Here is a 26,033-nt window from a genome sequence, read left to right on the forward strand (position 1 = left end):
GTTAGTTGGTGAATAATAAAATTAGGGTTCCTATTGCTGGTCTTTATAAATATTCCAAAAATTAAAGTCAGTCATGGGAGCATCTGTTATCCCGACATTTCTTCCCATAGTTACAATCTGTCCTCTGTGGTATGTTCCGTGAAGAATGGCGTGCTGGATGTATTCATATTTGGAAAAATCACACTGGAACCATTGGGATTCTATCTTCACATTCTTTGAAAGATCTTCTTCAGACAGGCTTTCTACATAATCTACCAGCTTTTGTGAATTGTTTTTTATAGCATTAAAAATATCTTCTTTACTGGTGGTTTCTGTAGTTTTAGTAAAATCAAAATCATTGCTTTCTGAAATGTGGCTCCACCAGTATTCCTGGGTCTGCCAGATATGATGTAAGGTTTTTAAAATAGTAGGAAAACTTGAAATCGTTTCCTGGTTAAGTTGCTCGTCAGACTTTGTGGATAACCAGTCGATGTATTTGTTGACTACCCAATTGTTGTACTGTGCACTTTTGCTGACTAATGTTTTTAAGCTCATATTATTACGATTTAGTGGTTTACATGGAAAGTATTATAATCCGAAATGCCTGTTTTTATCTGTGTTTTCAGGATTGATGAGTGCTTTGTTGCTGTAGGTGGCAGCTTCAAAATCACTGATGTTTACAGAAAGGAAAGAAATATCAGTCAATAGCTCGGAAAGCCGGATACTGATTTCACTTGAAAGATGGGCTTTTTGTTCTGTGGTGCGTCCTTCCATAATATATCCGAACACATGCAGAAAGTTTTTCTTATGGTTGCCCAATCGGTAATATTGATAAGGCTGAAGCCTTACTTTGATGTCATTGGGAGCAAACAGACCTGTTTCATCAGCCACTTCATATACAGCATCCATTAACTCATCAGGTGATTTCAGCTGAAGAATGTCCTGTGAACAATCTATAATAAAATGAGGCATAGATTATATTTTGTAGTTTGATTTTGTGTCACATAAAAGTAATAAAAAATATCAACGGAAATTCAAAATAAAAACCGCCCTGTTTTCAGAACGGTTAGAGAATGTGTATTTTTTACTTTACAGGCGTCAGTTTTATTGAATAGATTTTTTGATGCTGTATTGTGGTTGTACTGTGTTGGTCATGTCAAGAACGATATCATAAACTCCATCTTCAGGTATTGGAAAATCATAGGCATCAAAGGCAACGCTTTTGCCATCATTATTCAACCCTAAATTATATCCCCAGTCGTTATTATACCTGAACTTGAAGTTGCCTTTATTCAGTTTATAATTTTTCAGAAAATAAATAGTTGGATTTTTAGGATCTGTCTGTAGAGGGATATCTTTGTCTTTTCCTTCCCAGCCGATAGGAGTTGCATTTCCTATGATTCCCCAGGAAAGGGTATTGGTATTTCTTTTAGCTGTTTTCACAGTTCCATCCCAGAAATGAATGACAACAGTGTTTATTTTTCCGTTTTGATCCGGTTGAAAAGTGCATGTGAATTTATCATCCAGTTGAAATGTTGTATTGCTTACCGGTAATAAGGAGTTTCTTGAATAACCTCCTTCTTTGAAGATCAGATGTCCGTCAGTAGCGGTTATATAGAAGTTTGAATTTTCCGTAGAATAAACGCCTTCCAGCTTTTTTAAGTCTTCTTGACTCACTTTTGCAACTGATGGAATTGTATAAGGTTTATTATATACTATGTTTTCAACCTGAGGAATGATAAAATGAGTGTGTGATAATTCTGAGTTGGATATTACGATAAGGCAGATGTCATCCTCTAAAACCCTATAATATCTGCTTCTGTAACCTGGTCCACCACCGTCATGGCCCACTCTTTTTTTACCAAAAACAGACGAAATCTGAAAACCTAATCCATAGTGATCTTTGAGGTAAGGGGTAAAAGCTTTCTCTATAGTTTCTTTTTTCAGGATTGTATAGTTCTTGAGTGCTTCGTTGAATTTGAACAGATCGCCGACCGTTGAATACATAGCTCCTGCACCAAAAGGGTGATCAGTTTTGAAACGTAATGCTTCGTTAGACCTTTTATCAGATAAAAATTCATATCCTAATGCTTTGTTTTCATCGGTAACACTATTGAAGTGAAAGCCACTGTGATCCATTTTCAAAGGCTTCAGAATATAATTTTCTATAGCTTGGTCATAGTTCAGGCCTGAAACTTTTTTAATAATATAGCTGAGAATATAATACCCGGAATTGGAATAATCCCAATCTTTACCAGGAGAAAAATTCAAAGGTTTTGCAGAAATATATTTTATAAAAGTTTCCTCATCTACAGTATACTCAGAGTTCGTATCATTGGGGATTCCTGAAGTGTGAGAAAGAAGATTAGCAAGAGTGATGCTGTCTCCTTTTGGAAAATCAGGATAATACTTTGAAAGTTTGTCATTCAAAGATAATTTTCCCTGTTCTTCCAGCTGAAGAATCACTTTTGCAGTAAACATTTTTGTGGTTGAGAAAACCCGGTAAAGGCTGTTGTTCGTATTTTTTTGTTTTTTGGGAGCATTTCTATAGCCATAGCTTTTTTCGAAAATAATTTTTCCTTTTTCAGCAATCAGGACAGAACCACTAAACAAACCCGCCTTTTCATACGTGGCAAATAATTGGTCCAGCTGTTTGGATTTTTGAGAAAAAAGAGGACTGGCTGCAAGCATTACAATAATGCATGTTAGAATGGATTTCATTTATTTTTTTTAAATAAGACACTTTTAAGTGTGATAATATTACATGGGATTTCAAAAAATATTTTATTGATGAATGATTGAAGAGTTAAATCAATATTCATCGTTTTTATTTTCAATTATTTTTTCATGCTATATTTTTTCAAAATACTTACCAGTAAACTGATACCGTATTTTTTTGTCCGTAACTTTATAGTCATCAAGGATTAATGGAATGTTGATGATCTTCTTTTTAGGATCATATTCAATATCGTAATTTCTGATCTCATTATCCCGGTTAGATTTTGCCGAAAGATCAATTTCGTAACCAAGTTGATTTCTGATGCCGGTTTTCGTTTTAATAAGTTGAGCATTACTGTTGAGTTGGCCACCATCAATGGAAAAGACCTTTATACTGTGGGAAGTGAGGGCAGAACTGTATACCGCTGTATTTTGAGCGAGGTAATATTTTTTATTCTGTGATACAACATCGTTGATCTGATAATAAAATGTTTGAGGGTCCATTTCACTATTATCACCTATTATTTTAGAATATACCTTCTGATCAGATTCATACTGGAATATATTTTTAAAGAAGTGCATGGTTCCTCCGTTCCATGTATCCCAGGAGTAAATCCTGAACTTGCCATCTTCTGAAGAAGAAACCTGCAACCCATTTTTTCTGAGCGATTTAAAATCATACCTCATCGTTTGGGGATTGGATGTGTGCTTTAACAGTAGCTTTTCGAATTGATTATTGGCTACCGTAAGCGAGTCATAAGCGTTTGTATTATGATCGAGATCAGCATACCAGTGACTGATTTTCTGGAAAGAAAGATCCAGCTCTTTTTCAATAGCAGCTATATTTTGTCCGAATACAATATTAGACAAAAGAAGAAAGAATAAGATTTCAGCTGTTTTTTCATGGTTTATTAGTGTTTATTTAGTGTTGTTTTTTACTTTTTAACTGGAATACATTTCCCTCAGGATCGGTTCCGTCACACAGCCAAAAGGGGTAGCTGTCAAAAGTTTTGATTTCTCTCATGTGGATATTTTTTGAGATCAGCTCATTTCTCGCCAATTCTATATCGATATCAATTTCAAAAACGATTTTGGTATTGTTATCAAAGATATACCCAGATTCTATTTTCTCAAGATATTTATCTCCGATTTTGTGTAACCCAATCTGCGCAGCTCCTGCATCAAGCAAAGCCCAGATCGGATCTTCTTCAATCACTTTCAGACTAAAGTTTTCCACATAGAAATTTTTGAGCAATGGCACATCTTTAACATACAGAATGATGGTACTAAGTTGAGCATTCATGTTTTGTCAATTTTTAGTTTAAGCTTCGTAGATAAGCTGTACTACACCAGATCTGAAAACATTCGTTGTAACCAGCTTTAAATTTAATTTTTCCTTTATATCTTCAAAAAGAGGTTTCCCTTTTCCTAAAGCAACAGGATGTACAGATATTCTGTAGGTATCAATAAGATTATACTGAATAAAAGTTTTAATAAGACTTGCCCCTCCATACAGCCAGATGTCTTTTCCGCCCCGATTTTTTATTTCTGAAACTTTTTCTGCTATGTCAGAACTGATAAAAACAGCCTTTTCATCTTCTCTGTTTTGGCTTGAAAACACAAATTTGTTTTTTGAATGAACGGCTTCCCATAGTTTTTGCTCTTCCGGACCTGCATTTTCCTTCGGCTGATAGTTTCCCCATGCATCATAGCTCACCCTTCCGTAAAAGATAGTGTCTATCCCAGAAAGAAATCCATCAAAATCCATATCATCATCCATGATGCACCAATCTGTTTCTCCATTGGGACCCTCTATAAAACCGTCTAAGGTAGTGGCAAGATCTAATATTACTTTTTTCATTTTATAAGACGTGTTGAATATTTTGAAATACCATGAAAGATAGGGATATTTTACCTTTTTTATGGCGGAATGAGATCACTTTATTTTATTTCTCAGGCTCTGTAACTCCTATCATCACTCCAAAATTTCCATCTTTCTGAATCCAGTTTTTTTCCGGGAGATAGGTTCTTGAAACATATCCATCAAGATAAAGAGCATCTTTACAGCCTAAATTTTTGAAAAACTGTGCCAGGGTATAAAAACTGACTTCTTTCTTAGACATCGCAAAAATAAGTTCTCCGTTTTCCAGAATTCCTACGCCGTTTCTGATGTTCAGATTTTTAGAATTTTCCTGAAAAATGGGGTTGATTTTTCCATTGATTAGAAGCATAGGCCCGGATTGGGTCGCGTATCTGATATTTTTACTTTGCCTGTATTTTTTAGTTTCAACAATTCCTGCCCGTTTGTTTTGGGTTAAATAGAATATTCCGTTAGGCTGAAGATAAAAGTTTCCGGTGCCCTGCAATGTATCTAAGGGTTTCAGGGTGTTAAAATTTTCAATATACAGACCTTTTGGAGCGTTGTCGGTCTCAAACATTCCTCCGTTCATAGCGAATACTAATTTTTCTTTTTTAGACTGAACATCAAGATTAAGACGATCAAGGCTTTTCAGGAGTTCACCTTTATTATTTTTCCAATACAATTGTATATTATGTTTCTCAGGATTCACCTGGTAAGTAATAAAACGAGTATCATCCTTTACTTTTTCGTTACAGCAAAAGCTAGAAAAGAGCAGAAGTGAAAGGAGAAAGTAACGGATTGATTTTATATTAAATCTCTTGTTTTTTATTTCGAGAGTTTTGGTCATAATGTAGTTTTCAGAACAAATATATTGCTTTCTGCTCATTCATTAAGACAGTTTTGTGGTATTTCAGCGTTGCTGTTTTTTGCGTAAAATAATTAAAGCTATCAGTAGCATGATGATCACAAATGTTGAAATATAAATGATTATTTTGTACCTGCTATTTTGTTGTATAAGTGTTGCTATTTCTTTTTTCTGTTCATTGATTTTTCGATCGGATTGATTAAAATCATCCACAACCAAATCTGTAATTTTATTATGATTGGATGCATTGGAGCGTTCAGCTAATTTTTTATATTCAGCACTTAGAGATTCCAGCTCCTTTAATTCTTTCGGAGAAAGCTGATCCAGCCTTTTTTGTATAAAACATTGACTGGAGTAGAGGAGTCCTGTATCTTTTTCATCATAAGCGAAAATTAAATATTTCCCTTTTTCTGTGAAAAGAACGTCACAGGAATGCAGCGGAGACCCGAAAAGAGTAGCACTCTGTGCATAAAATTCATCGTAGTAATCTGACTTGTAGATCTTATTGATTTTTACTTTGCTTAGAATATTTTGGGCAGTTTTGAATCCCGAAGGAACTTCTGTTACATCATATACTTCACCGATAAAAACAAAATCTGCATTTTCAAACGAAGACTTCAGAGTGGGCTCACCATTACATTTGCAGGCAAGAATTTCTAAAGAGAACAATAATAGGAAAAGTAAAAAAGCTCTGAATTTCATGGGGTCTGTTTTTTTCTTGATTGAAGGAACTTTATAAACTTCTATATTTGAGGTTTACGGCTTCTTGTAGTGTGATTACGTTTTATCTGTCATCTTTATCATAGAGAAAAGTGAGAGTTTCTTTACTCTTTACGGTAATTTCAGACTTTTTATTAGGAATCCAAGAGATATTTTGAATAAAATCTTTTGCTTTTTCTTCAAATTCTTTAGCGAATTTTTGATTATAAGGATTATGAAAAGTTGAATGCACCTTTAAATTTTTTATTTTACCTTTTCTGGTTAATATAAATTCAATATCAGTATGTGAATAGAGGTCTCCCTCTTTTCTATGTATATAATTAGCCGGATAGGTAAAATCTTTGAAATAATCCCCTCTATATCTATCAATATATTCATCTACATTTTTTGCCAGAGGATAAATGGAGTGATTTCTATCACATTCATTCCCGGGAAAAATTTTATAAATGTTTTTTGTAATATATATTTTTTCAGCTTCTTCTCTTTTTTTCTCAATAAAATTTGAACCATACAATTTTTCAATTTCTTTATTCATGAGATCACCGTAACAAAACTGTTTTTCATAAGGTACAGTACAAAATATTCCTTGAGGAGTAGTTTTGATTTTATACTTTTTTAATAGTTGGTTCAATTCTTTATCACTGTCAAACATTTCTACCATTCCTTTTGGAATTACATATGTCAGCTTCCCAAGCTTAATTTCCTCAACAGCTAATTGGGTATCTGCAGTACAGATTGAATCCCATATTTTGTCTTGTTCTATTTGATATTTTTTAATTTCAATGCTATCCATTTGTGCATGTACACTCATGAATAGCATTAGAAATAATAGGGATAAAAGAAAATTTTTATAATTCATGGTTAAGGTTATAATTTTATTATTTAAAATGAATGAGCATCTTTCAAATAATGATCATTGATACTCCCATCAAATTCATTTGAAAGAATATTCCCTAACCTGTATCTGAATTTTGTTTTAAAATTACCACTTAATCGAGGCTCAAATACAGTTGCCATTTCTTTTGGCTTTAAAACGAAAAATTTAATACCTGTTCCACAAGTATATCTTCTGAAATTATATATTTTTTTCCATTGATGATTTTTATCTAAACCTTCCAGCTCTAATATCACATTGTTACCAAAACCAATTACACGCTCCTTCCCTTCCATGTTATAAATGGTAACAGGAAATCCATCATAATAAGTCATAATGATTGGAATATCCGTTGAAGGCTTTAAACCTACAGATAAACTATCTATTTTAGCATTATAGGCTGCGGTTGATATTTTTGTAGTATCAATATCGGTTATAGTTAACGGTGTTTTTTGGGAGGTATCTACAAAAATTCGGAGATCTTTATACTGACGCTCATTAAATTCTTTATTAAGAGCTATGAAATCACTATTTTTATAATTTCTTTCTAAGATTTTACTATGTAGTTCATTATCAGTATATTTAAGGTTAATTTTTTTTTGAGGATGACCTATATACTGTATTTGCTTATATCTGAAAAAATTGATGTCTTCAGTTTTTTCTAGAGTAATGCTATTTAAATCTTTTTCGTAAATATATTTAGGATAGATTATTTCCTGTGACCATAAAAAACAGGAGAAAAAATAAGATAAACGGTTATACATTTTTTCATTCGGTTAAAAGTTTTTTTGTAAATAATAAAACCGTCCTTATAACGGAACGGCTTTACATATATTGTCAACGTATACTTAGCGGTAAGGCATATTGATTTCTTCAATTTTTGCTCTCAAATCTCCAATAGTATAGGCTTCTGAATTGCATTGTATTTCCGCAATATTATGGTCTGATAGAAAATCATTTAAATCATCACAGTTTTGCAGAATATTAAATTCTTTGTTTTCTAAATCTAAAACAATTCCTTTAGTTTTTCCATTGATGGAGTAAGTAAGAGGGCTTAATGCTCCTAAAAATGCCTTCGACCATAAACCTTTCATGTTTTCTTCAAAATAAATAAATCTTCCATAGTTCAAAACTCTACAAAACCTTGAATATTGATCAGGATCATATCCATTGTCTTTCTTGTTGGTATATTTTCGATAGGTCTGAAAATACATTTCCCCTTTATGCGAAACGGCTAAGGGAACTCTCACTCTTTTATTTTTTTGTTTAAAGTAAAAGAATGCTTTTTCCGGCAGATCAAGAGAATCGCACTTTTTACAAGTTTTGAAGTAAAGTTCCTCGGTTGATGAAGGTTTTTTATTTAGCACGTCTTCTAAGGTCATATAAATACCTTCCGGAAAATCTCCCTTTTTTATAGATTGATATTGTTTTTCCTGTGCAACTGTAAGATTGAAAATGCAAAACAGGAAAGTTAAAATATAAAGTTTCATGGTCTTTTTTTGAGTGGCTAAATTACAAATAAGTGAGTAGGGAAAATAGTCTAAGAAATAATTTATTCTGTATCATTGTAAGAATTGACTTTATAAATCAGTTGGAACTTTACAGTACCTTTCTTTGAATGGGGATATTTTTCTTTGTTTACCTGCTTTTCAAATTCTTTCATAATTTCCAGATCCAGATCATCTTTAACGGCAAATTGAATGTCATTTTTCTTTTCTCCCAGTTCAAACTGAACCATTATTTTTCCTTCTTTTTTAGAGTTTTTAAATAAACTTTCAAAAATTTTATTCGTTTTTTCCATAACAGACTTCATATCTTCAACCGAAGAGTTGGCCTGTAATTCCGGATCACTGCTTAACAATATTACTTTTTCAAGTTTGGTTTCTTTGTTTCCTTTATCGGTAATATAAACTTCATTTCCATTTTGATACGTTTTGAAAGTACCATTTGTTTTATATGTTCCGTTGTCAATAGGGTTATGGTAAGCATTTTTATTAGGAATCTCATCCAGCCAGAATAACTTCATACTTTTTTTCAGAGAGTTTAAAATATACAGATGGTTTTCGGTCTGCAGAACAAACAAGGGCTCTTCAATATCAAATGAAATGGTTGACCAGTAATATTTCAATTCATCTTCATTGGCTTTTCGTATCTGAAATTTTCCAGAAACTTCTTTTTTTACTTCATCCCAAATCTTTTTGGAGTCCTTTAGGTTCTTGGACATTTTTCCTTCTATTTCCATATCATCAATATGAAAAATGACACTATCCGGAATACTTTTTAAGCTTTCAAGATTTTTAAACCTTTTCCAAAGCGTTGGACCTATGATTAAGTTATCTCCCAACAGATCATCATTGGTCATATTCTTAAGGCTTTCAGTGAGTAGTTTTTTTGCTTTTTCATTTATTTTGTCATCAGCATAATTATAAACCACTCCATTAGGAAGGGTTATTTTCTCTGTGACTTGTGCTTTGGCTGAGCTTACGATGAATAATAAGAGTAGAAGGATTTTTATTTTCATGAGTTGTTTTTCATGGGTATAAAGTACAAAAATTGTGCTTTATATTTTTTCTGATGGTAATGTTGTGTTGCAGATATTATTTTCTAAACTGCAAAGTATGAATCGCCTTTAAAAGCTCGTTCTGACTTTCTTTCGTTAGGTTTGTCCCGTATAAATTGAATCTGATTTTTCCTAAGGATCCAGTCTTAATGCTGTCAATATAAACTCCTGCCATCCCTTTTCCAACTTGTTTTGGCTCTAATATTTTTGCCTTGTATCCATCAACTTTTTTATAGGTTATTTTACTTTTGATGAAATCCTCCTGATTTGCATTTGCATTGAGGATCATAAATGCGGTAGTGTCAGCTTCTGGATTTACTTTTAAAAGCTCGTTCAAATCTTTTCTGCTAATAATTGCATCTGTAGGTTCTTCCAATGAGCTTGAATAAGGTCCGTAATCATAAAAAATTGAATCGTTATTTTTGGTGACGATGATTCCGGCATTGCTATCGTAAGCATCCGTTTTTAATTTGTTCCAGGTTTTTGGAGTCTGAATTTTAAAACTGCCAAAGTCCATTGATTTTGTTTTTTGAGAATTCTCAGAACAGCTTAATATAATAAAGAAAACAGCAAAGTATAATGTTATAATTTTCATATGGACATGGCTACATAGCCTCAAATTTATGTATTATACTCATATTAAACATATATAATTGTGCAAAAAACAAAACCGCTCTGAAAAACAGAACGGTTGAATGACATCTATTTTTCAGCCATTATTTTATCTTTCTCCTTTTGAAATTCTTCTTCGGATAAGACTCCTGAATCTTGCAGTTCTTTAATTTTTTCAATTTGTCATATTTTGTTTCCGAGTTGAGATGTTGGGATTTTTCTTTCGGTAAGAATTCATCGGGAATAATCAGTTCACCTGATCGGATGGCATTTTCCAGATCAATTTCATAGTTCACGAGGCCGCTTCCAATTTTACAATAATAGACAAAACCATTTTTTTTGCTGCCTCTAGGCATTATTTTTTTGACTTTGAATGTCAGTCCGGAATTACTTCTTTTAAAAGAATTGGCCTGATTGGCAAGTCCCTGGTATCCCGTAGTTGAAGAATAGTTGAATAACGAAGATGCATTGGTTCGGATAAATTTAAAATCCCCGTCATTCATCGAGCCTGTCCCGATTTTCAGGTCTAATCCTTCATACACTTTAAAACCTGTTGAGGTGGTAAGGGTGTCATTTTCAAATTTTGGGGTGCTTTGAGCGTAAGAAATTCCAAAAATAAGGAGCGTCATTAATACGACTAGTCTTTTCATTGTTTTATTTTTAATATTCAAAATTGAAAACCAAAAGTAAAACGAATTAGAATGCTGCCCTTACGGAAACCCTTATACAGGCTATTGCTATTAAAAAAAACAGCAAATTCATATGTGTTTATAAAGATAAAAATAGCTCTGTAGACCAGATTATTGTTTGTTGTTTAAAATATTATTTTTTAACCTGTTCAGTGCATCCAGTTTTATAAAATACTCATCCAGCAGATCATAAATGGCTTTTTGATCTTTTCCCGAAACCTTGTTATCCCAATCTGTATTGACGATAAGGTACCTGCCCATCTTTTTATCCTTAAAAAACCAGATCACGGAATTCATTCCCGGATCACCGCCTGTGTGTCCAAAATTGCCGGTAGAGCCAAAGCCCATGGTGATCCCCATATTGTATTCGTCACTATATTCACTGGTGCTTCTGTCTTTGAAATTTTGGGCTTGCAGCTGAGGGGTAAAATATTCTTTATAACTTTCTTTAGAAAGAATGCTTCCGTTTCCATAATACCCTTTCATGAGTTCCAGAAGATATTTGCTCATGTCGCTTGAAGTGGTCAGCAGCCCTCCGTCAGGATATGTATTGAGTGAATAATAAGGGTAGGGTGTCTGTTTATTGATGAATGTCCGGGTATATTTTGAAAAATTGATGGCAGTAAAGTTCCAGCCTGAATGGTTCATGTGTAACGGTTCAAGAATATATTTCGTGGTAAATGTATTGTAAGACATTCCTGTTGCCTTTTCCAAAACCAGTGCTGCCAGCGTTGCTCCAATATTGGAATAATTAAAAAGTTCACCCGGCTTGTTTTCTGTAAAAACATCTTTAGAATACCATTTTCCTTTTTCGCTGAGGGTATGAATCAAAAATTCTTCAATTGATATTTTTGCGGAAGGTGGATTGAATTTGGTGGGTGAAATATCAATGTTTAAATGGTTTGCAAGATCTATCGTATCTTTTAAAACAACCGTATTATTCAAATAAGCACTATTATCATTGAGAGAAGAAGTGTGAGTGGTCAATTGCCGGATTGTTATCGGGATTTCCGGATGATAGGGATTGGTTACTTTAAACGGGAGATATTGATTAACAGGATTATCCAGTTTTAGTTTCCCCAATTCCTGAGCTTTGAGGATCGCAATACCTATCAATGTTTTGGAAACTGAAGCTATATTTTGAACGGTGTTTTCATCATATTGTTGAAGAGGGTTTACTGTGGCAATACCGAATCCGTTTTGATACAAAATATCACGATCATTCACCAATGCCACTCCAAATCCATTGAAGCTTGCATTCTTACTGATTTTCGTTAGTTTATCTGTTAATTCTTTTTGGGTTCTGATGAATTCCGGTGACTGTTTTTTCTGTGCCTGGCAGAAAATAATCATTAAAATAAAAAGGAGAATGTAATTTTTATTTTTCATATGGGCATTTATTTAAAAACAATTTCAACCTCCTAATTATTACATTTTCAAAACTTTATTTTCGTTTTTAGATAGTAGTATAGCTGTTTCAGAATTAAAATAGAGGTTCCCCATTGAGATCTGTCGACAGTACCTCACTCATATAATCAAAAAAAGGACGCATTGCCAGTAAGGTGAGAATAACTTCCTTTTGAAAATTGTCAGATAAAACTTCCTTATCAGTAAATTTCCGCATCACCAGAAATTGCTTTTTTCTGATTAAATCTATAGCCGGATGATTTTTATCAAAACCCCGTGGTGCCGTTTTTACGGAATCGCCTTTGAGCTCACCGAAATATTTTATGAAGGTTTTGTCTGAAGTGATCTTTTCAATTTCTGTGCTGCTGATTTCAAATTCTTTGCGGATACGGAGTAAATCCTTTGCTTCTGGACCCCAAAAACCACCTCCTACAAAACTGTTGCCAGGTTCCAGCTGAATATAATATCCTCCTCTCAGCATAGGCTTGGAACGGGAATATCCAACTCCAAAATTGTTTTTATAGGGTGTCTGGTCTTTGGAAAAGCGAACGTCTTTGTAAATCCTGAAAATATGGATTCCTTTGAGCTGATCATGCTCCTGAAGTTCGGTATAGATCTGATTGAAAAAAACTTTATTTTCTTTCACAATCTGATCATATTCAGATTTGTGCTTCGCAAACCATTCGCGATTGTTATTTTCTTTTAAATGATTGAGGAATTCAAATGCTTTTTCATGTTGTTGAATGAATGTTAGAAGTTGTAGGCCTGAGTATATCCGGGACGATGCTTTTATTTTATATTTTTCAGCTGCTCATCGTAAAGGCCAATCAACAAACTGTTTCCGTTTTTATCAATTTTTATACCTCCGTATTTTGCTTTTTCATATTTCTGAGCGTGTCCTTCCTGAAAGAAGAAAGACTCTGCTCCGATATTGATATTCCATTGGTTGGACGAGGTATAATTAATCAAATATTCCCCCTTATTCAAAGGAGTTGTTTCCTGTTGGAATCTTACTTTTTCTGCAACACCTTTATTATCCAGACGTACTACGCAATATCCTCTTTTAGGAAGATGTTCAGCATTTATATTTTCAGATATGCTGTATCGTAACCTCATGTAATCACCCTGCATCAGAGAACGGGGATCCACGGGAGCTAGCTGCAAAAGAATCAGTTTTCCATCTTTTATAAGTTCTTCTTTTTTAGAAACGGAATAATTGAAATACACCAGCAAAATAACAAGGTTTGCTAGGATAATGAACCATTTATACTTTTTCATTCGATGTCAGTTTTTTACGGGTTAATAAATAAAGCCCCAGGAATAAGATACCAGACGAAAATAAAAGGATGGATTTGGTGAGCAGGGTAAAATGAAGGTCATAATAATATCGTGAAACAAAATAAATAAATGCCATAATGCCAATGGTCAGGCTGGTTTTGTAATTCACTAAAAAGCTTAAAAGAATAATTAAAATAGATCCGGATATAGCAGGAGATAGGATAGTAGGTAATAACAGGGCGATCGTTACAATATAAATTCCTGCTTTTTGAGTGGTTTGAGAAATGTCTAAAACTTCAAAAATCTGCGAAAGAACATACATAATGGCCAGGATAATAACGACGGATGATATCCAAATATAATCCCTGGATACTTCAATAAAATCGTTACCAAGAAAAATCAATCCCGCCAGGAATGAAAAAACCAGCCCGATGCGCACCGGATTGTATAGTTTTGAAAAAGTGGTATTCTTGGAAATTATTTTGGCTTCTTTCAGGAAAACGGCAGTGAGCATGATGGCCAGAAAAGAAGTATAAAGATGAATCATATCAAAATCCTTATTCGATGCAATCAGGGTTAGAATGCCCCCATTGATAATAAGTACAGAAATAAAGGCAATGATATAGCTTCTGACCATCACTAATGAGGCTGCGGCAATCAGAATAGAAATAAGGCTTACTGCATTTTCACTCACTTCAAGTTTAGACAATCCCACGGCCAAAAGGATAAATCCGATGAGATAAGATGAAACACTTATGGTATCTATGATGATTTTATCATAGGCTTTATTAATGAATACTCCGGCAGCAATTGCTATTATTGCCAATGTCAAAATACCTGTAGTAGAGTCATATAATCCAATGAGGAACAGGAAGCCCAAAAAAGAGAAACTTGCTAAAATACCTCCAAAAATAGAAAGGATTTTTATAGCTAAAGATTGATGAGTCTCATTCTTTTCATAAGCTGTGAGGATCGCTTTTTCATCATAGGTGAAATCTTTATTTTCTATGGTCCGGAAATAATCCAGCAGTTCTTTTATTTCTTCTTTATTTCTCATGGTTCCATTTTTTTTGAAGGTTGATCAGGTTCATAATCACCAGCGTAACACTTACGATGATAAACAGGCTGACTAATAAAAGCATATTTCCTCCTTCTGATATTTTGAGGAGTAAGGCTGAAATAATGATGATGATACTTAATGGTATCACCGAAAGATAAAATCCGTTTTTCGATTGGATTCCGTGCCAGATTCCAAACGCAAAAACCACTAGAACTATGGGGATTAGAACAGAAAATACGGGATCATATCCATCAAGAATTCCGAAAATTATCCCTGCAGTTGCAAAGGTCACGCAACCTAAAGCTAAAATATAAGTAAACCACTTGGGGACATTTTGAATTTTTTATCCTTCTCCAAAAAGAGAAAGATAAGAAGTATCGTTGTATTGAACAGGAAAAGGAGCGTAATGACCAATATTGGTGACCAGTCTTTGGCAACCTGTTCGGTGTATAGAAAAAATGTAGTATTGAGTAAAATAATATACAACAACCATAATGGAGCAAAGTTGGAAACGACAACCCATAGGGTTATAAAAAGAGTCCAGGCCAAAAAGAAGTCGTACGCATTGGCACCCGTCTGATAAATCTGCCCGAAGACCGCAAAAAGAACTCCAACCAAGAATGATGAACCGGTAAGGATAATATTTCGGGTGGTACTGTTTGTTTTGGGCAGTAAAACGATAATAGTCGTTGCGATGACAAGGGCTTCAGTTAACCCCAGTTTAGCAAATTTATTCAGGTCTGCCCAATTGTAGGCAAAAAAGAAAATAATTCCTGCCGTGGTAAACCCTATACCTAGGGTGATAAAAAACAGACGAAGGAATTTTTGCCACATTTCTTTATCATGGTAAATATTTTCTTTCAAAGCTCTTTCTATTCCCTGCTCTGTCACATTGCTGTGGTGGCTGATGATATGGAGGTCTTCCCGTTGGAGGTTTTTCATGGATGGTGTTTTTTATTTTTATTTAAAAACCCGATGAATTGAATGTCACCGGGTTTTGTATATGGTTGACTGCTGAAATAAATCAGCAACTGATCATTGAAGATTTCCTTTTGATGTATTTTTGTTTAGCATATTTGTGTATGGTATAGAAACAAATATAGGTAAAAGTTGGGTGATAAATTTAAATAAAAGATAACCTATTCTCTGACATCTGAAGACATTAAATATTTATTCAAGTTCTTTAATTGTTAGTCATTGTTCCTATCCTCGGTTAATTTTTGTTTCAATTCTTCAGATATCAGATTGTTTTCTATCAGGTAATTACTCATCATTTTCAGAAATTTCTTTGATTCTTTTAAATAAGCTTCATCCAATGAGGATTGATCTGTTTCTAAAAAAACTTTTGCTCTATGAATAAAGATTCCCGAACCCTGAAATTCTTTGCTTATGAATAATGTTCCCACTAAAGAAATGTATGAGACAAATTTATGTTGACCATAATTTCTTTTCAAATATTGAAGCGGCATCTTTTGATGCATAGATTGGAAATGTGAAATGATTCCAATGTCTTTCAGATATTTTTCCTTTTCAATTACAAACCAGTCATCCACTATTTCTCCATCCAAATCCATCTCAAGGTCATAATACCCAATGGGTGCTAAATTTCCAAGATACATTTCGTTGTACACATGAAGACCTATTCTTACTCTGATAATAGGCCCGCTGTATCGTTGTTCAATCAGATATTGATATCCCTCAAATAGGAGCGTGATTTCATCGCGTGTAAAACCTCCTATAAGTTCTTCCGGATCTTTTGAGAGTATCTGATGAAGGGTATCAAATGCTTTCTTTTTGATATCAAATGTTTTTACTCTTTCGGTCAGTAATGTTTCAAGTTCCTGAACAGTCATATTATGGTTATTAGTCTTCAAATCTACGAATTAGAATACTGTTTCAAAAAATATATCTATGTAGCACAGATTTACATCAATACAAAATATCCGCATCCGAAAGAATAAGAAAAATAGTTTCAGAAAAAGTATTTGCAATCCTCACAGGGGTTTCATCAGTATTTTTAAATACTCCGTTTTTCCCTTTCACAAAACCAATTTGATGTGAATTGATCAGATAGTCAGCAAATACGATGAAGCTCTTATCATGTTCGTTATGATATTCCTCCAGGATTTTTGCTAATGGCCAGATAGAAAACATATTCTTTGTCCAGTCCCAATCTGCAAATCCATCCAGTTTTAAATACAATTCTTTAAAATCATCCGGAAACTGAAAGTCAATAATTTGTTCGGTTGTTTTAATGGATTCTGATGTTGCAGGAGGACTCAGTTTTATATTTTCACAGATCCATTTCTCTTTAATTTTATCAATGCGGAGATGTATCATTTATCTCATATTTATGATAATGTATGTTTTCATTTCTTGACTTTGGAGCAAGTACAAAATATGAAGCTGAAATTTTACTCTCTAATTCTTAATTTGAGTCTATTAAAAGCCTTTTTGGTGAAATAAAACTCTATTGCAAATAGTGAATAAAAAATAGTACTAAAATTATAACAAGTACAATATCTCCATGGAAATCAGGTTCAATAATTTTTTTTATTATAGTGAATAAAAATAATAACAGAAGAATTGAGAACCAAATATATCCAAAAAAGCTTAATCTCAATCTGGGATTCTGAAGATCATTCTTTTTAAAAATAATGATTAAGGTGGGAAGAATTGTTAAGAAAGGTATTTTTATTCTTGTCACTTCAATTCTGTTTTTAAACTCTCTGCCATAGAATAATTTTCCATCACTAGCCAATGAAGCTGTATTGGCTAAATCTAATATCATAGAACTTCTCTTTGAGTTTTGTCTGACTGCTTCCTCAATTTTAGTACTACTAAAATTTAAATTCATTTTAATCATTGTTTTTTTTTGTGCTTGATTACCAATTGTTTTCTACTTTTTAGAAAAAATATCCACCCACTAATTTCACAAATACTTCTCTGTCTCCGATTTTATAAATGGTTAGTACACTGCCGTCTGGGAGTTGTTTCATTTTTTGACTAAATTCATCTCTCGGTCCTGAAGTAGCCAATTTTTCAAGTTGTTGTAGAACTTCTCCAGGGGTTAAAACACAAATTGCGGTCTCTTCGCTTTTCCCATCGCCACTTTTTTCTATCGTTTGCATGATTAAATCCTTTTGTCTGGAACACAACTCTCTTTTTTCATTATTATCAAGTGCACGATAAATATTCATCATATCATCCAGTAAATCTTTATTGAGGGGATTGATAGCATATTTTGATTCAGCTTCAGTAACCATTCTTTCTGCTTTACTCTTTGACAGTTTTTTTTGAGCAGGTTTCCAGAACTTGCCGGATTCACTATTATAATTTCCAATGGTGTAATCAATTTTCACGAATTTACTTCCGTAATACAATTGGTTCATTTGCTCTTGTGTCAATTCAGAAGGGGTTACTTTGAATACATCCAGAAGCTTATAAAAATTTTCCTGTGGATTTTCGGTGACATTCTTTTTGATAAGATCCGTATTTATTTGTGCATAGAAGACCTGAAAGATTACAACTAAAAGGCCTGAAATAATATATTTTCTCATTATTTTTTTATTTGAATTTGAAAATTGTTTGTTAGTGTTGTTTTTATTCTCTGTCGATTTTGGTTTCAATTTTTCAATTATACAAGTATTATTTGAAACAGCGTTTAAAAAAAGAATGGGCTTATTGTTATCTTACAATTCTAACCTTTTGCAAAACCCCTTTCTCATTTTTATACATGAAAATATAAGTCCCGCGCGGTACTTTAGATAAATCTATCGTTTTATTATAGTACGCAAAACCTTTATTGACCTGTTTTCCATCTGCTGAATAAACGGTGTACTCAAATTGATTGCTATTATTTTCATTACTGATTACAAAACCGTCTCTGGATGAACTGGTATGAACCTTTGTTTCCAATGCACGGTTTTCGCTGGTTTCATTCGCAGCAAGTACATTTTCACTGATATCTGCTACTTGTATGCTTTTAATAGCTGAGCTGGTGACAGACGTTGTGCTTCCACCAATGATGTATAATTTATTGTTATATACCTCCGCTGCAGCATGTCTTCGGGGAATCATATTGGAGGATAACTGATGTACCTTATTGGTTGTGGTATCAAAATAAGCCAGAAAAGTTTGATTATTATAACCCCCTGCAATAAAAATCTTATTACCAGATACCGCTAATGAGTGTCCGGATATCCCAGCAGGCATCGTATATTGATTGGTCCATAGATTCGTGTTGAGGTCATAAACATTGATCAGGCGGGATGAAGTACCATTAAAACCACCAATGACATACAATTTATCATTCACAATTTTGCCTTTTGCTTCTCTGGCTGTGGGCATATCGGGTAACGGATGCCATGTATTTGAAGCAATATCATAATACTGGAATCTATTGGAAAATGCAGTGCTTTTGGCTCCGTTTAATCCGCTGCCACCAAACACATATATTTTGCCATTATAGAGGGCAGAACCTGCATTTCCTGTATAGGAATGATTAACAGCCCCCTTCGTTATTGTATTGGTGGCAAGGTCTACAATTTCGAGATGGCTGTTTCCCCAACCATTAAAAATATAAATTTTATTATCGTAAGTCTCCGAATTAGCAAATTTTTTGGTAAGCAGAGTAGAATTGAAAACACTCCAGCGGTTATCAGTAATATTATATTTCTCAATATAATTGGTATTACCTCCTTTTTCCTGATACCCATTGCTCACATATATATTATCATTCACGATTACACTGGTCATAGCACCTCTGCCTGCAGACATATTGGCGAGAGTTTTAAATTGAAGTGTTTGTGCATGGGCTAGTAGTGAGCCAAAAAATGAAAGGAATAATAATTTTGTTTTCAATGGTGTTGCTAGTGTTTATTTGAATTTCTTTAATTGAATATGGTGGTTTAAAGATAAGAAAAAGTTGAAAAGAATTTTCTAAAAAACCTATTACTTCACTCGTGTTCTGTATTCCACTATCAGGTGCAGCTACCCCCTTAGGTAAGGGGGTAGAGGGGGTTGCATAAGGGGGTAGAGACCCTTACTAAAGGGGGTATACCCACTTACCCAAGGGGCTGGAGATACTTATAGAAGGGGGTAAAGAGGCTTCATGAAGGGGCTAGAGACCGTTCCTAAAGGGGGTATACCCCCTTACTCAAGGGGCTAGAGGTGCTTATAGAAGGGGCTAGAGGGAGTATGGAAGTGGTAGAGGTGTTTTACTGCTGAAATCTGATGACTTTGGATGATTTGTTATCATAAGAAATCCGAAGCCGGAAGCTTCGGATTTATTTTTTTGCATAAAGGTGGGCTGCTTTTCAAAGCAGGTTTATATTTTTATTTCTGAATCAACTGTTCCAGTCTGGCCATCATCTCATCTTTTTCCTTCAGCATTCTTTCGTACAGCGCAATTTTTTCTTCGTGCAGTTGCAAAACCTTATCTATAGGATGAAACGAAGGATTATGATTTATACCATTAAGTATAGAACCATTATCAAATGTGTTAGCAATAATATTAATTGCTTGTTCCTCATCCATATTCTCAATAGCTTCCACAGGAACTTTCAGAATCTGAGAAATCTTTTCTAAAATATTCTCTTCAATAGTTTCTTTCTGTTCTAAAAGAGAAACTTTCTTCTGGTTCCAGTCTTCACCAAGATCAAAAGCCAAAGCATCCTGCTTGATGCCCAACATCTCACGAAAACGCTTGATATTTCTCCCCTGATGTATTTTTTTGTTTTGCATATTTGTGTACGTTATAGAAACAAATATAAGTAAAAGTTGGGGGATAGGAAATGGGGGAGTGGGGGTATTTTAGGTGGGGATAAAAAGCTATATTATTGTTTGCTATCCGAATTCTCCTGACTTCGGATTATTTATTTTTTGAGCGCAAAGTCGGGAGACTTTGCGGAGCGGGTTTTTTTTTTAATTTAAATGTTTTCTAATATACACTCCAGCTTTTGAGATATTATATTTAATGTGTGCTTTTCCATAGAAAAGTCCCTTGTTATAATCTTCATTCAATGGATTTTTATATTCTTGCGTGATTAATCCGGTGTTCAAATAATTTTCAACGTTACAATTGATATAGCTTTCAAGAAAATTTTCTTTAATGAAAAAATTTAAATCTATAATATTGGTTTTATTGATACAATCGACACATCTAATAAAATCTACATAAGGAAGTGTTTGTTCTAAAAAATGTTTGAATAAAATTCCTATGTATTCAGCTTTTTCACAATCATCAGCTTCGTTAATAATGTATAGTAATTTTTCACCAACTTTAGTTTTATAGTTTTTGCTCTCATCTATTTCATTAATTTCTTTTTCTCTATCCTCTTGCCTGGTATTTTCAAGTTGTTTTAAAAAAGTTAGTAATTTTTTTGTATAAAGCCTTTCTTGGATTGTATTACCAAAGTTAATTGCTTTAGAAATTAATCCTAAAATTGGAATATCTTTTACTATTCCATTTTCTAAAAATGAGTCTAAAACAACTTCATTGATATCAGTCATTAAACCGCTAAGATTATTGTCTTTAAGAATTTTACTTATTTCAGTCTTCATAATGGTCTGTAGTGAGTTGAAAAATTAAATAAGCAAAGTAACCAAACATTGGACTATGTTAAAGATATTGCCCATTTTTAACTGATTTAAAGTTAAGTTTAAATCTAGCAATTAAATGCTATCATTTTTTAATAGAGTAATTAAGTCTTTTATTGGTCCATCTTTTTGAAAATCATAAATTTCTTGATCTTCTATTTTATTCAATAAATACTTTCTGTCACCAAAGTTTTGTTTAATTATATTATTAAGAGAAGTTGTGCTTATTAAGTTTAAATCAATATTTTTAAAATGGTTTTCTCTAAAATTTTCGCTTTGCAAGAATACAATTTCTAATTGTGGAATGAAAAAAAATATATTTATTTGATCTTGCTTTCCAAGCATTTTAAAAGTAGATTGTATGCTCTCTTTTCTCTCATTAATCTCAAATAGATCTGTAGAATCTGAATCCATTATTAAATAAATAGGAAGATTATTATACAAGGAAATACTTTTGGCTTTAGAAATTAAAGAACTATATCCTTGACCAACTATAAATGTACTTTCATCAACTATAGTTTTTGGCAACACTTTCTCTAAAAAAAATTGGTCAAAATTGCCTTCAGTTATTATTATTCTTTTTTTGTTAGTTTGCATTATTATATACCGATTGTTGTTATATTAAAATCATGAATACCATGTTCAATACGATTCTGAAATTTAATTTTAAAAAAATCTTTAATTTTTTTCTCGGTTAAACATTTTTCGATCTCCTCTCCTTGCCAGAGCAATATTGTTTCATTTCCTAGATAGTCTATAAGAGACGCTACAGGTTCGGTAAAACCACCAGCACTGAAAACACAACCAATTGAGATATATGGTCGGCGGTTAAGTTGGTTTCGTATTTTAGCTATTGGTTCAATATTTATATTAGCTTTTTTATCATTATTTGAATAGTCTTTAGATTCAACTAATATGGCTAAATTATCAAGATAAATTACTCCGTCTAATTGTTCCATTGTTTTTAAATTATATGGTAAAGAAACGCTGAAAGGATATTTAACTTCTAAACCATCTAGTTCAAACATTCTAATTACAAGATATTCAAATGCTTTTCCAGATTCCCATTCCGGTGTATCATTGTCAATTATTTCTTGCCATAAATCTTTTAATTCATCCCAATTCAAAGCTCGTATTTTATTGGTATATTCAATTTCTGTCATGAAATTATTTTAATTATTATAGGTTTAATAAATAGTTTTATTTCAAGTAGTAAGTTTGCTAACTTACAAAAAAATAGTAATTAAATTTTAAAATTAAAAACCATCATTTGTTAGTATATTATAATTTGTCTTAGTGATAACTATTACATTATTTGATCTGATTTATAACTTTAATTAAATCTCCATCCATATCTTCTATATCTTTGAGATCAATTGTGTTTTCGAATTTGAAAATTTTATTATCTTTTTGAAAATATTTAGATATTGTGTCACTATTTAACAATTTTCCATTATTAAAGCTAACATCATAATATTCAATTTTTTTTTCATTTTGAAAATTTAAATACTCAATTTTCATAAATGTACTTATTTTAGAATAAGAATATTGTTGTCTTTTTCTGAGAATACTATCTATTTTTTTTCAAAATTAACTGCTCGAGAATTATTTTTATATGCAGTTTCTCTTTGTATAATTCCTTCATTGAAACCAGATAAATATGTGGTATCATAATAGTGATATAACAAAAACCTTTTGTTTTTTGTTATATGGTCATTTGTGTTATAGCTTATGTCAAAAAAATTTATTGTTTCAATTTCAATATTTTTAGCCTTACCACTAAGTTTTTTAATTACTAGTTCGTTTTCATCATATTTTTTGTTTTGTCATTAAATTTATATTCTTTAGATATCTGAAAATCTGGATTCTTTTCAAAATAGTCCATTTGGGTTTGCCGGTCAGTTATTTGACAAGATTTAATGGATACAATTACTGCCATGAGGGATAATAATAATGTGCAAATAGTAGTAAAATATATTTCATTTTTTTCAAGAACTTTCTTATTTTTTTCATGATACAGTTTTTATAATTTATTAGGAAATATATATATTCTTTTTTAAACAAAAAACCGCCCTACAAAGTAGAACGGTTAGTATATTAATTTGTCTTAGCTTACGCTATTACATCATTCCTGGCATTCCACCACCCATTGGCATAGCTGGTTCTGCGCTCTTCACTTCGGTGATAACACACTCAGTTGTAAGAAGCATTCCAGATACAGAAGCTGCGTTTTCAAGGGCAACTCTTGTTACTTTAGTTGGGTCAATGATTCCTGCTTCAAGAATGTGAACATACTTATCATTTTATCGAGCATTTTGCTGCTATCGTTTTTATTCATTGATAAAAGGAAGTTTAAAAATTTTAACATTATTTAAGCCGCCATTTTCAAAATATTCAGTTTGTACAACAAAGTAAGTTGGGGCATTTTCAATTACTTTCAAAGTGAGTGACTTATTTTTGAGGTATGTTTCATCATAATTACTATTAGTTTCCTTCAAATTTAATTTGTAGGTACATTTATCAGTCCATTCAATTTTATTAATTGTATAAACGTTGTTATTTCTTGTTTCGATAACTTCATTTTTTGTAAATGTCAGATACGATTTTTCTCTTTTTTGAAGTGTTTCATAATAGTAAATTCCTGTTTTAATATCGTCACAATTAGAGATGCTTTCTTGCTTTTCGCGGATAAATTCTTTTTTTCTGTAATCTAAAAAACTTTTACAATTACTTAGTAAAAGTCCTTCAATAGAAACGTAGTAATCTTGAATGTCTTTTGTATTTGTATTCTGAGGGTCATTAAATTTTTTAACGATTTCATTGTAGTTATTTTGAAAACTTTTTTGAGCACACTCTTCCAATTTTTTTTCTGGATCTTTTAAATTTTCTACATTTCCTAAACAGGTACAAATTTCGTTTGAAATTTTTTTCTCTAAATTTTGAGAAAATAAACTCATTGAGCTAATCAATAATGTAAATTGTAGTATACGTTTCATTTTGATGAAATTGCAGATAGCATTCAAATTACAGATTGCATCAATATACAATTGTGCTAATCTTGTTTAGATTTTATCTATCTATTTTTTGGTTATTAATTAAAAATCTAAATATACTATTTTACTAGTAAAAACCGTATTCAACAAAAAAAACACTCTACAAAGTAGAACGGTTAGTATATTAAATTGTCTTAGCGAAATGCTGTTACATCATTCCTGGCATTCCACCACCCATTGGCATAGCTGGTTCAGCGCTCTTCACTTCATTGACTACACATTCAGTTGTTAAAAGCATTCCAGATACAGAGGTTGTATTTTCAAATATATTTCAGCAAATCCTTGTCAAGGTTTTAAACCTTGACAAGGATGTCTGCATTCCAGATACAGAAATCTCCGGACTTTGGAATATGTTTTAAAGAAGAAAATATTTTTATTTTAGTACGTTACTTACTTCAACGACTTCAAAGTCATCATTATTTTGCAGCAGGTGTTTTAATATAGGAATGTGTCCTTGTCCAAATAGGAGGACAACGTATTTGTCATTGGCATTCACTTGAGTAATGACATTAGCATAAATGGCTAAATTCCTCAAATACCAATCAGAAACTGATTCCGCACCAATGTAATTATATTATAAATCAAACATTCTAATAATATAATCTAAAGCCAAAGCCACACGATACAATCGTGCGGTAGCGAGGAGGTAGCGAACTGTAAACGTGGATTTACTACAAACTTCGCAATCTTACCCAACGCACTGTTGTGTGATGTTTTTATTTTTCCAATGTTTCTATTAGCCAATTTAGGCAAACTTCGGAATCCATAATTGACCAGGAATGTGGATTTTTCGTTCCGTCTAATCGAACTCCTTTTCCTTGACTAACTATTACTCTGGCGTTTTCATTTCCCATTATTTTTAATTGGTTTATCATTGAGATTATATCAATTCCATTCCAATCATGTAAGTCACGATGTCTTTGATTGATTAACCAATCTGTGTCCAAATCAGTAAACATTAAAAGAGGCATTTTTTTTAAATACTTTGCGTTTCCGCCATCTTTTGCTCCATAAGAATAAATAGAATTTTCCAGATATTTTTCAGGAAATTTATCTGGAGATCCTCCATAAATACTGTCCCAATTATCCTTTATCCATTTTGCTTCATCTACTGCAGGCTTATAAATATTTCTTTCGATTTCTCTTTCGCAATATTTATAAAATCTTGCTTCGTCTAAAGGTGCGTCTAATGCAAAAACTCCTTTTGGTATTAGGAAAAACTTTTCCGGATTTTTAGTTGCCTTTTCAGCGTAAGTTAAAGAAATCATTGCACCACTTGAAAGGCCCCCGATTATAAATTTATCTTTCGGTACTTTATGCTTTGCGACAATTTCGCTGAAAATTTTATCAAGTAATTTGAATTCTGCTTCTCGATTATCTGTTCCCCAATTTATTGATGGAACAATTACCATAATTCCTTTTTCAACTGCTATTTTTGGCAGAGTTATTTGTTTTAAAGTATTTTCAACGAGTTCTCCACCAGAAGGAATAATAACTAAAACACCTTTGATACTAATTTTTGGTACATATTTATAATAAAATAATTCTGTAGAATTTTCATCATTAATGTACAGTTCGGAATCATCTGTTTTTGAAACAGATAATTTTTCAAATTCTTGTGCTTTACAAGATAAAAGATTAAAAATTAGAGCAAAAATTAATATGTTTTTCATTTTTCGGTTTTTTCGGTCAAAATATCGTACAACATCTAAATTTAGGCATTGCGATAGTATAATATATATATAATTGCGTTAAGG

General features: G+C 32.6%; 33 protein-coding genes and 1 pseudogene. All 34 read right to left on the minus strand.

What is annotated here, in order from left to right:
* Positions 1–30: 30 nt before the first annotated feature.
* Positions 31–534 carry a DinB family protein gene (locus tag LF886_RS04725; protein ID WP_236852933.1) on the minus strand — a complete coding sequence of 168 codons (504 nt, stop codon included), beginning with the start codon at positions 532–534 and terminating at the stop codon, positions 31–33.
* Between the two features lie 33 nt (positions 535–567).
* Complete coding sequence (locus LF886_RS04730; RefSeq protein ID WP_236852934.1) at positions 568–951, minus strand: 5-carboxymethyl-2-hydroxymuconate Delta-isomerase; 384 nt, start codon at positions 949–951, stop codon at positions 568–570.
* Between the two features lie 132 nt (positions 952–1,083).
* On the minus strand, positions 1,084–2,700 hold the full coding sequence (locus LF886_RS04735) for a serine hydrolase (protein ID WP_236852935.1): 1,617 nt from the start codon (positions 2,698–2,700) through the stop codon (positions 1,084–1,086).
* A gap of 129 nt (positions 2,701–2,829) precedes the next feature.
* Positions 2,830–3,567, minus strand: a complete 738-nt coding sequence (locus LF886_RS04740; protein WP_236852936.1) for a hypothetical protein — start codon at positions 3,565–3,567, stop codon at positions 2,830–2,832.
* Positions 3,568–3,619: 52 nt separating this feature from the next.
* Positions 3,620–4,000, minus strand: coding sequence for a VOC family protein (locus LF886_RS04745; protein WP_236852937.1), 381 nt, complete (start codon positions 3,998–4,000; stop codon positions 3,620–3,622).
* A gap of 18 nt (positions 4,001–4,018) precedes the next feature.
* Positions 4,019–4,558 (minus strand): dihydrofolate reductase family protein, encoded by a 540-nt coding sequence (locus tag LF886_RS04750; protein ID WP_236852938.1) that lies wholly within the window; start codon positions 4,556–4,558, stop codon positions 4,019–4,021.
* Between the two features lie 85 nt (positions 4,559–4,643).
* Entirely contained in the window at positions 4,644–5,405 is a 762-nt protein-coding gene (locus tag LF886_RS04755) for a phosphodiester glycosidase family protein (protein WP_236852939.1), read from the minus strand.
* A gap of 63 nt (positions 5,406–5,468) precedes the next feature.
* Positions 5,469–6,125 (minus strand): hypothetical protein, encoded by a 657-nt coding sequence (locus tag LF886_RS04760; RefSeq protein ID WP_236852940.1) that lies wholly within the window; start codon positions 6,123–6,125, stop codon positions 5,469–5,471.
* 82 nt (positions 6,126–6,207) lie between these two features.
* Positions 6,208–6,954, minus strand: a complete 747-nt coding sequence (locus tag LF886_RS04765) for a hypothetical protein (protein WP_236852941.1) — start codon at positions 6,952–6,954, stop codon at positions 6,208–6,210.
* A gap of 71 nt (positions 6,955–7,025) precedes the next feature.
* Entirely contained in the window at positions 7,026–7,781 is a 756-nt protein-coding gene (locus LF886_RS04770; protein WP_236852942.1) for a hypothetical protein, read from the minus strand.
* 84 nt (positions 7,782–7,865) lie between these two features.
* Positions 7,866–8,507, minus strand: a complete 642-nt coding sequence (locus tag LF886_RS04775; RefSeq protein ID WP_236852943.1) for a hypothetical protein — start codon at positions 8,505–8,507, stop codon at positions 7,866–7,868.
* A 62-nt stretch (positions 8,508–8,569) separates the two neighbouring features.
* The gene (locus LF886_RS04780) at positions 8,570–9,538 is read right to left on the minus strand and encodes a hypothetical protein (RefSeq protein ID WP_236852944.1); all 969 of its coding nucleotides are present in this window, start codon (positions 9,536–9,538) and stop codon (positions 8,570–8,572) included.
* Positions 9,539–9,614: 76 nt separating this feature from the next.
* Positions 9,615–10,094, minus strand: coding sequence for a hypothetical protein (locus tag LF886_RS04785; RefSeq protein ID WP_236852945.1), 480 nt, complete (start codon positions 10,092–10,094; stop codon positions 9,615–9,617).
* Between the two features lie 185 nt (positions 10,095–10,279).
* Complete coding sequence (locus LF886_RS24075; protein WP_410685626.1) at positions 10,280–10,369, minus strand: SHOCT domain-containing protein; 90 nt, start codon at positions 10,367–10,369, stop codon at positions 10,280–10,282.
* A 620-nt stretch (positions 10,370–10,989) separates the two neighbouring features.
* Entirely contained in the window at positions 10,990–12,267 is a 1,278-nt protein-coding gene (locus LF886_RS04795; RefSeq protein ID WP_236852947.1) for a serine hydrolase domain-containing protein, read from the minus strand.
* Between the two features lie 94 nt (positions 12,268–12,361).
* Positions 12,362–13,030, minus strand: coding sequence for a DUF2461 domain-containing protein (locus LF886_RS04800; protein ID WP_236854289.1), 669 nt, complete (start codon positions 13,028–13,030; stop codon positions 12,362–12,364).
* A gap of 44 nt (positions 13,031–13,074) precedes the next feature.
* A complete protein-coding gene (locus LF886_RS04805; RefSeq protein ID WP_236852948.1) occupies positions 13,075–13,563 on the minus strand; it encodes a GDYXXLXY domain-containing protein in 489 nt (162 codons plus the stop codon).
* Positions 13,550–14,620 carry a DUF4401 domain-containing protein gene (locus tag LF886_RS04810; RefSeq protein ID WP_236852949.1) on the minus strand — a complete coding sequence of 357 codons (1,071 nt, stop codon included), beginning with the start codon at positions 14,618–14,620 and terminating at the stop codon, positions 13,550–13,552. Before LF886_RS04810 ends, LF886_RS04805 begins: the two co-directional genes overlap by 14 nt.
* The gene (locus tag LF886_RS04815) at positions 14,610–14,915 is read right to left on the minus strand and encodes a hypothetical protein (RefSeq protein ID WP_236852950.1); all 306 of its coding nucleotides are present in this window, start codon (positions 14,913–14,915) and stop codon (positions 14,610–14,612) included. Before LF886_RS04815 ends, LF886_RS04810 begins: the two co-directional genes overlap by 11 nt.
* A gap of 11 nt (positions 14,916–14,926) precedes the next feature.
* A complete protein-coding gene (locus LF886_RS04820) occupies positions 14,927–15,565 on the minus strand; it encodes a DUF2157 domain-containing protein (protein ID WP_236852951.1) in 639 nt (212 codons plus the stop codon).
* A gap of 248 nt (positions 15,566–15,813) precedes the next feature.
* Positions 15,814–16,497 (minus strand): hypothetical protein, encoded by a 684-nt coding sequence (locus LF886_RS04825; protein ID WP_236852952.1) that lies wholly within the window; start codon positions 16,495–16,497, stop codon positions 15,814–15,816.
* A gap of 55 nt (positions 16,498–16,552) precedes the next feature.
* Positions 16,553–16,963 (minus strand): SMI1/KNR4 family protein, encoded by a 411-nt coding sequence (locus LF886_RS04830; RefSeq protein ID WP_236852953.1) that lies wholly within the window; start codon positions 16,961–16,963, stop codon positions 16,553–16,555.
* Between the two features lie 130 nt (positions 16,964–17,093).
* Complete coding sequence (locus LF886_RS04835; RefSeq protein ID WP_236852954.1) at positions 17,094–17,480, minus strand: hypothetical protein; 387 nt, start codon at positions 17,478–17,480, stop codon at positions 17,094–17,096.
* Between the two features lie 49 nt (positions 17,481–17,529).
* A complete protein-coding gene (locus LF886_RS04840; protein ID WP_236852955.1) occupies positions 17,530–18,183 on the minus strand; it encodes a DUF4919 domain-containing protein in 654 nt (217 codons plus the stop codon).
* 127 nt (positions 18,184–18,310) lie between these two features.
* Positions 18,311–19,486, minus strand: coding sequence for a T9SS C-terminal target domain-containing protein (locus LF886_RS04845; RefSeq protein ID WP_236852956.1), 1,176 nt, complete (start codon positions 19,484–19,486; stop codon positions 18,311–18,313).
* Between the two features lie 474 nt (positions 19,487–19,960).
* Entirely contained in the window at positions 19,961–20,368 is a 408-nt protein-coding gene (locus LF886_RS04850) for a helix-turn-helix domain-containing protein (RefSeq protein ID WP_236852957.1), read from the minus strand.
* A 180-nt stretch (positions 20,369–20,548) separates the two neighbouring features.
* Entirely contained in the window at positions 20,549–21,187 is a 639-nt protein-coding gene (locus LF886_RS04855; protein ID WP_236852958.1) for a hypothetical protein, read from the minus strand.
* Between the two features lie 111 nt (positions 21,188–21,298).
* Positions 21,299–21,820 carry a hypothetical protein gene (locus LF886_RS04860; RefSeq protein ID WP_236852959.1) on the minus strand — a complete coding sequence of 174 codons (522 nt, stop codon included), beginning with the start codon at positions 21,818–21,820 and terminating at the stop codon, positions 21,299–21,301.
* A 2-nt stretch (positions 21,821–21,822) separates the two neighbouring features.
* Positions 21,823–22,386 (minus strand): restriction endonuclease, encoded by a 564-nt coding sequence (locus LF886_RS04865; RefSeq protein ID WP_236852960.1) that lies wholly within the window; start codon positions 22,384–22,386, stop codon positions 21,823–21,825.
* Between the two features lie 148 nt (positions 22,387–22,534).
* Entirely contained in the window at positions 22,535–22,744 is a 210-nt protein-coding gene (locus tag LF886_RS04870; protein WP_236852961.1) for a hypothetical protein, read from the minus strand.
* Positions 22,745–23,343: 599 nt separating this feature from the next.
* A pseudogene (groEL, locus tag LF886_RS04875) lies at positions 23,344–23,523 on the minus strand (chaperonin GroEL); the annotation flags it as partial.
* Between the two features lie 30 nt (positions 23,524–23,553).
* Positions 23,554–24,219, minus strand: coding sequence for a hypothetical protein (locus LF886_RS04880; RefSeq protein ID WP_236852962.1), 666 nt, complete (start codon positions 24,217–24,219; stop codon positions 23,554–23,556).
* Positions 24,220–24,649: 430 nt separating this feature from the next.
* Positions 24,650–24,811 carry a DUF5694 domain-containing protein gene (locus LF886_RS24080; protein WP_410685425.1) on the minus strand — a complete coding sequence of 54 codons (162 nt, stop codon included), beginning with the start codon at positions 24,809–24,811 and terminating at the stop codon, positions 24,650–24,652.
* Between the two features lie 181 nt (positions 24,812–24,992).
* Positions 24,993–25,949, minus strand: coding sequence for a hypothetical protein (locus tag LF886_RS04885; protein ID WP_236852963.1), 957 nt, complete (start codon positions 25,947–25,949; stop codon positions 24,993–24,995).
* Positions 25,950–26,033 lie beyond the last annotated feature (84 nt).

This window comes from Chryseobacterium sp. MEBOG07 (genome assembly GCF_021869745.1).
Taxonomy (GTDB): Bacteria; Bacteroidota; Bacteroidia; order Flavobacteriales; family Weeksellaceae; genus Chryseobacterium; species Chryseobacterium viscerum.

Excerpts from the sequence above, each read along its gene's own strand:
- LF886_RS04870 (WP_236852961.1), bottom strand. The coding sequence starts at position 22,744 with ATGAAAATTGAGTATTTAAATTTTCAAAATGAAAAAAAAATTGAATAT.
- LF886_RS04730 (WP_236852934.1), bottom strand. The coding sequence starts at position 951 with ATGCCTCATTTTATTATAGATTGTTCACAGGACATTCTTCAGCTGAAA.
- LF886_RS04860 (WP_236852959.1), bottom strand. The coding sequence starts at position 21,820 with ATGCAAACTAACAAAAAAAGAATAATAATAACTGAAGGCAATTTTGAC.
- LF886_RS04780 (WP_236852944.1), bottom strand. The coding sequence starts at position 9,538 with ATGAAAATAAAAATCCTTCTACTCTTATTATTCATCGTAAGCTCAGCC.
- LF886_RS04805 (WP_236852948.1), bottom strand. The coding sequence starts at position 13,563 with ATGAAAAAGTATAAATGGTTCATTATCCTAGCAAACCTTGTTATTTTG.
- LF886_RS04855 (WP_236852958.1), bottom strand. The coding sequence starts at position 21,187 with ATGAAGACTGAAATAAGTAAAATTCTTAAAGACAATAATCTTAGCGGT.
- LF886_RS04775 (WP_236852943.1), bottom strand. The coding sequence starts at position 8,507 with ATGAAACTTTATATTTTAACTTTCCTGTTTTGCATTTTCAATCTTACA.
- LF886_RS04765 (WP_236852941.1), bottom strand. The coding sequence starts at position 6,954 with ATGAGTGTACATGCACAAATGGATAGCATTGAAATTAAAAAATATCAA.
- LF886_RS04735 (WP_236852935.1), bottom strand. The coding sequence starts at position 2,700 with ATGAAATCCATTCTAACATGCATTATTGTAATGCTTGCAGCCAGTCCT.
- LF886_RS04885 (WP_236852963.1), bottom strand. The coding sequence starts at position 25,949 with ATGAAAAACATATTAATTTTTGCTCTAATTTTTAATCTTTTATCTTGT.
- LF886_RS04745 (WP_236852937.1), bottom strand. The coding sequence starts at position 4,000 with ATGAATGCTCAACTTAGTACCATCATTCTGTATGTTAAAGATGTGCCA.
- LF886_RS04830 (WP_236852953.1), bottom strand. The coding sequence starts at position 16,963 with ATGATACATCTCCGCATTGATAAAATTAAAGAGAAATGGATCTGTGAA.
- LF886_RS04880 (WP_236852962.1), bottom strand. The coding sequence starts at position 24,219 with ATGAAACGTATACTACAATTTACATTATTGATTAGCTCAATGAGTTTA.
- LF886_RS04725 (WP_236852933.1), bottom strand. The coding sequence starts at position 534 with ATGAGCTTAAAAACATTAGTCAGCAAAAGTGCACAGTACAACAATTGG.
- LF886_RS04795 (WP_236852947.1), bottom strand. The coding sequence starts at position 12,267 with ATGAAAAATAAAAATTACATTCTCCTTTTTATTTTAATGATTATTTTC.
- LF886_RS04760 (WP_236852940.1), bottom strand. The coding sequence starts at position 6,125 with ATGAAATTCAGAGCTTTTTTACTTTTCCTATTATTGTTCTCTTTAGAA.
- LF886_RS04770 (WP_236852942.1), bottom strand. The coding sequence starts at position 7,781 with ATGTATAACCGTTTATCTTATTTTTTCTCCTGTTTTTTATGGTCACAG.
- LF886_RS04835 (WP_236852954.1), bottom strand. The coding sequence starts at position 17,480 with ATGAATTTAAATTTTAGTAGTACTAAAATTGAGGAAGCAGTCAGACAA.
- LF886_RS04810 (WP_236852949.1), bottom strand. The coding sequence starts at position 14,620 with ATGAGAAATAAAGAAGAAATAAAAGAACTGCTGGATTATTTCCGGACC.
- LF886_RS04840 (WP_236852955.1), bottom strand. The coding sequence starts at position 18,183 with ATGAGAAAATATATTATTTCAGGCCTTTTAGTTGTAATCTTTCAGGTC.
- LF886_RS04755 (WP_236852939.1), bottom strand. The coding sequence starts at position 5,405 with ATGACCAAAACTCTCGAAATAAAAAACAAGAGATTTAATATAAAATCA.
- LF886_RS04750 (WP_236852938.1), bottom strand. The coding sequence starts at position 4,558 with ATGAAAAAAGTAATATTAGATCTTGCCACTACCTTAGACGGTTTTATA.
- LF886_RS04865 (WP_236852960.1), bottom strand. The coding sequence starts at position 22,386 with ATGACAGAAATTGAATATACCAATAAAATACGAGCTTTGAATTGGGAT.
- LF886_RS04785 (WP_236852945.1), bottom strand. The coding sequence starts at position 10,094 with ATGGACTTTGGCAGTTTTAAAATTCAGACTCCAAAAACCTGGAACAAA.
- LF886_RS04820 (WP_236852951.1), bottom strand. The coding sequence starts at position 15,565 with ATGAAAAACCTCCAACGGGAAGACCTCCATATCATCAGCCACCACAGC.
- LF886_RS04850 (WP_236852957.1), bottom strand. The coding sequence starts at position 20,368 with ATGCAAAACAAAAAAATACATCAGGGGAGAAATATCAAGCGTTTTCGT.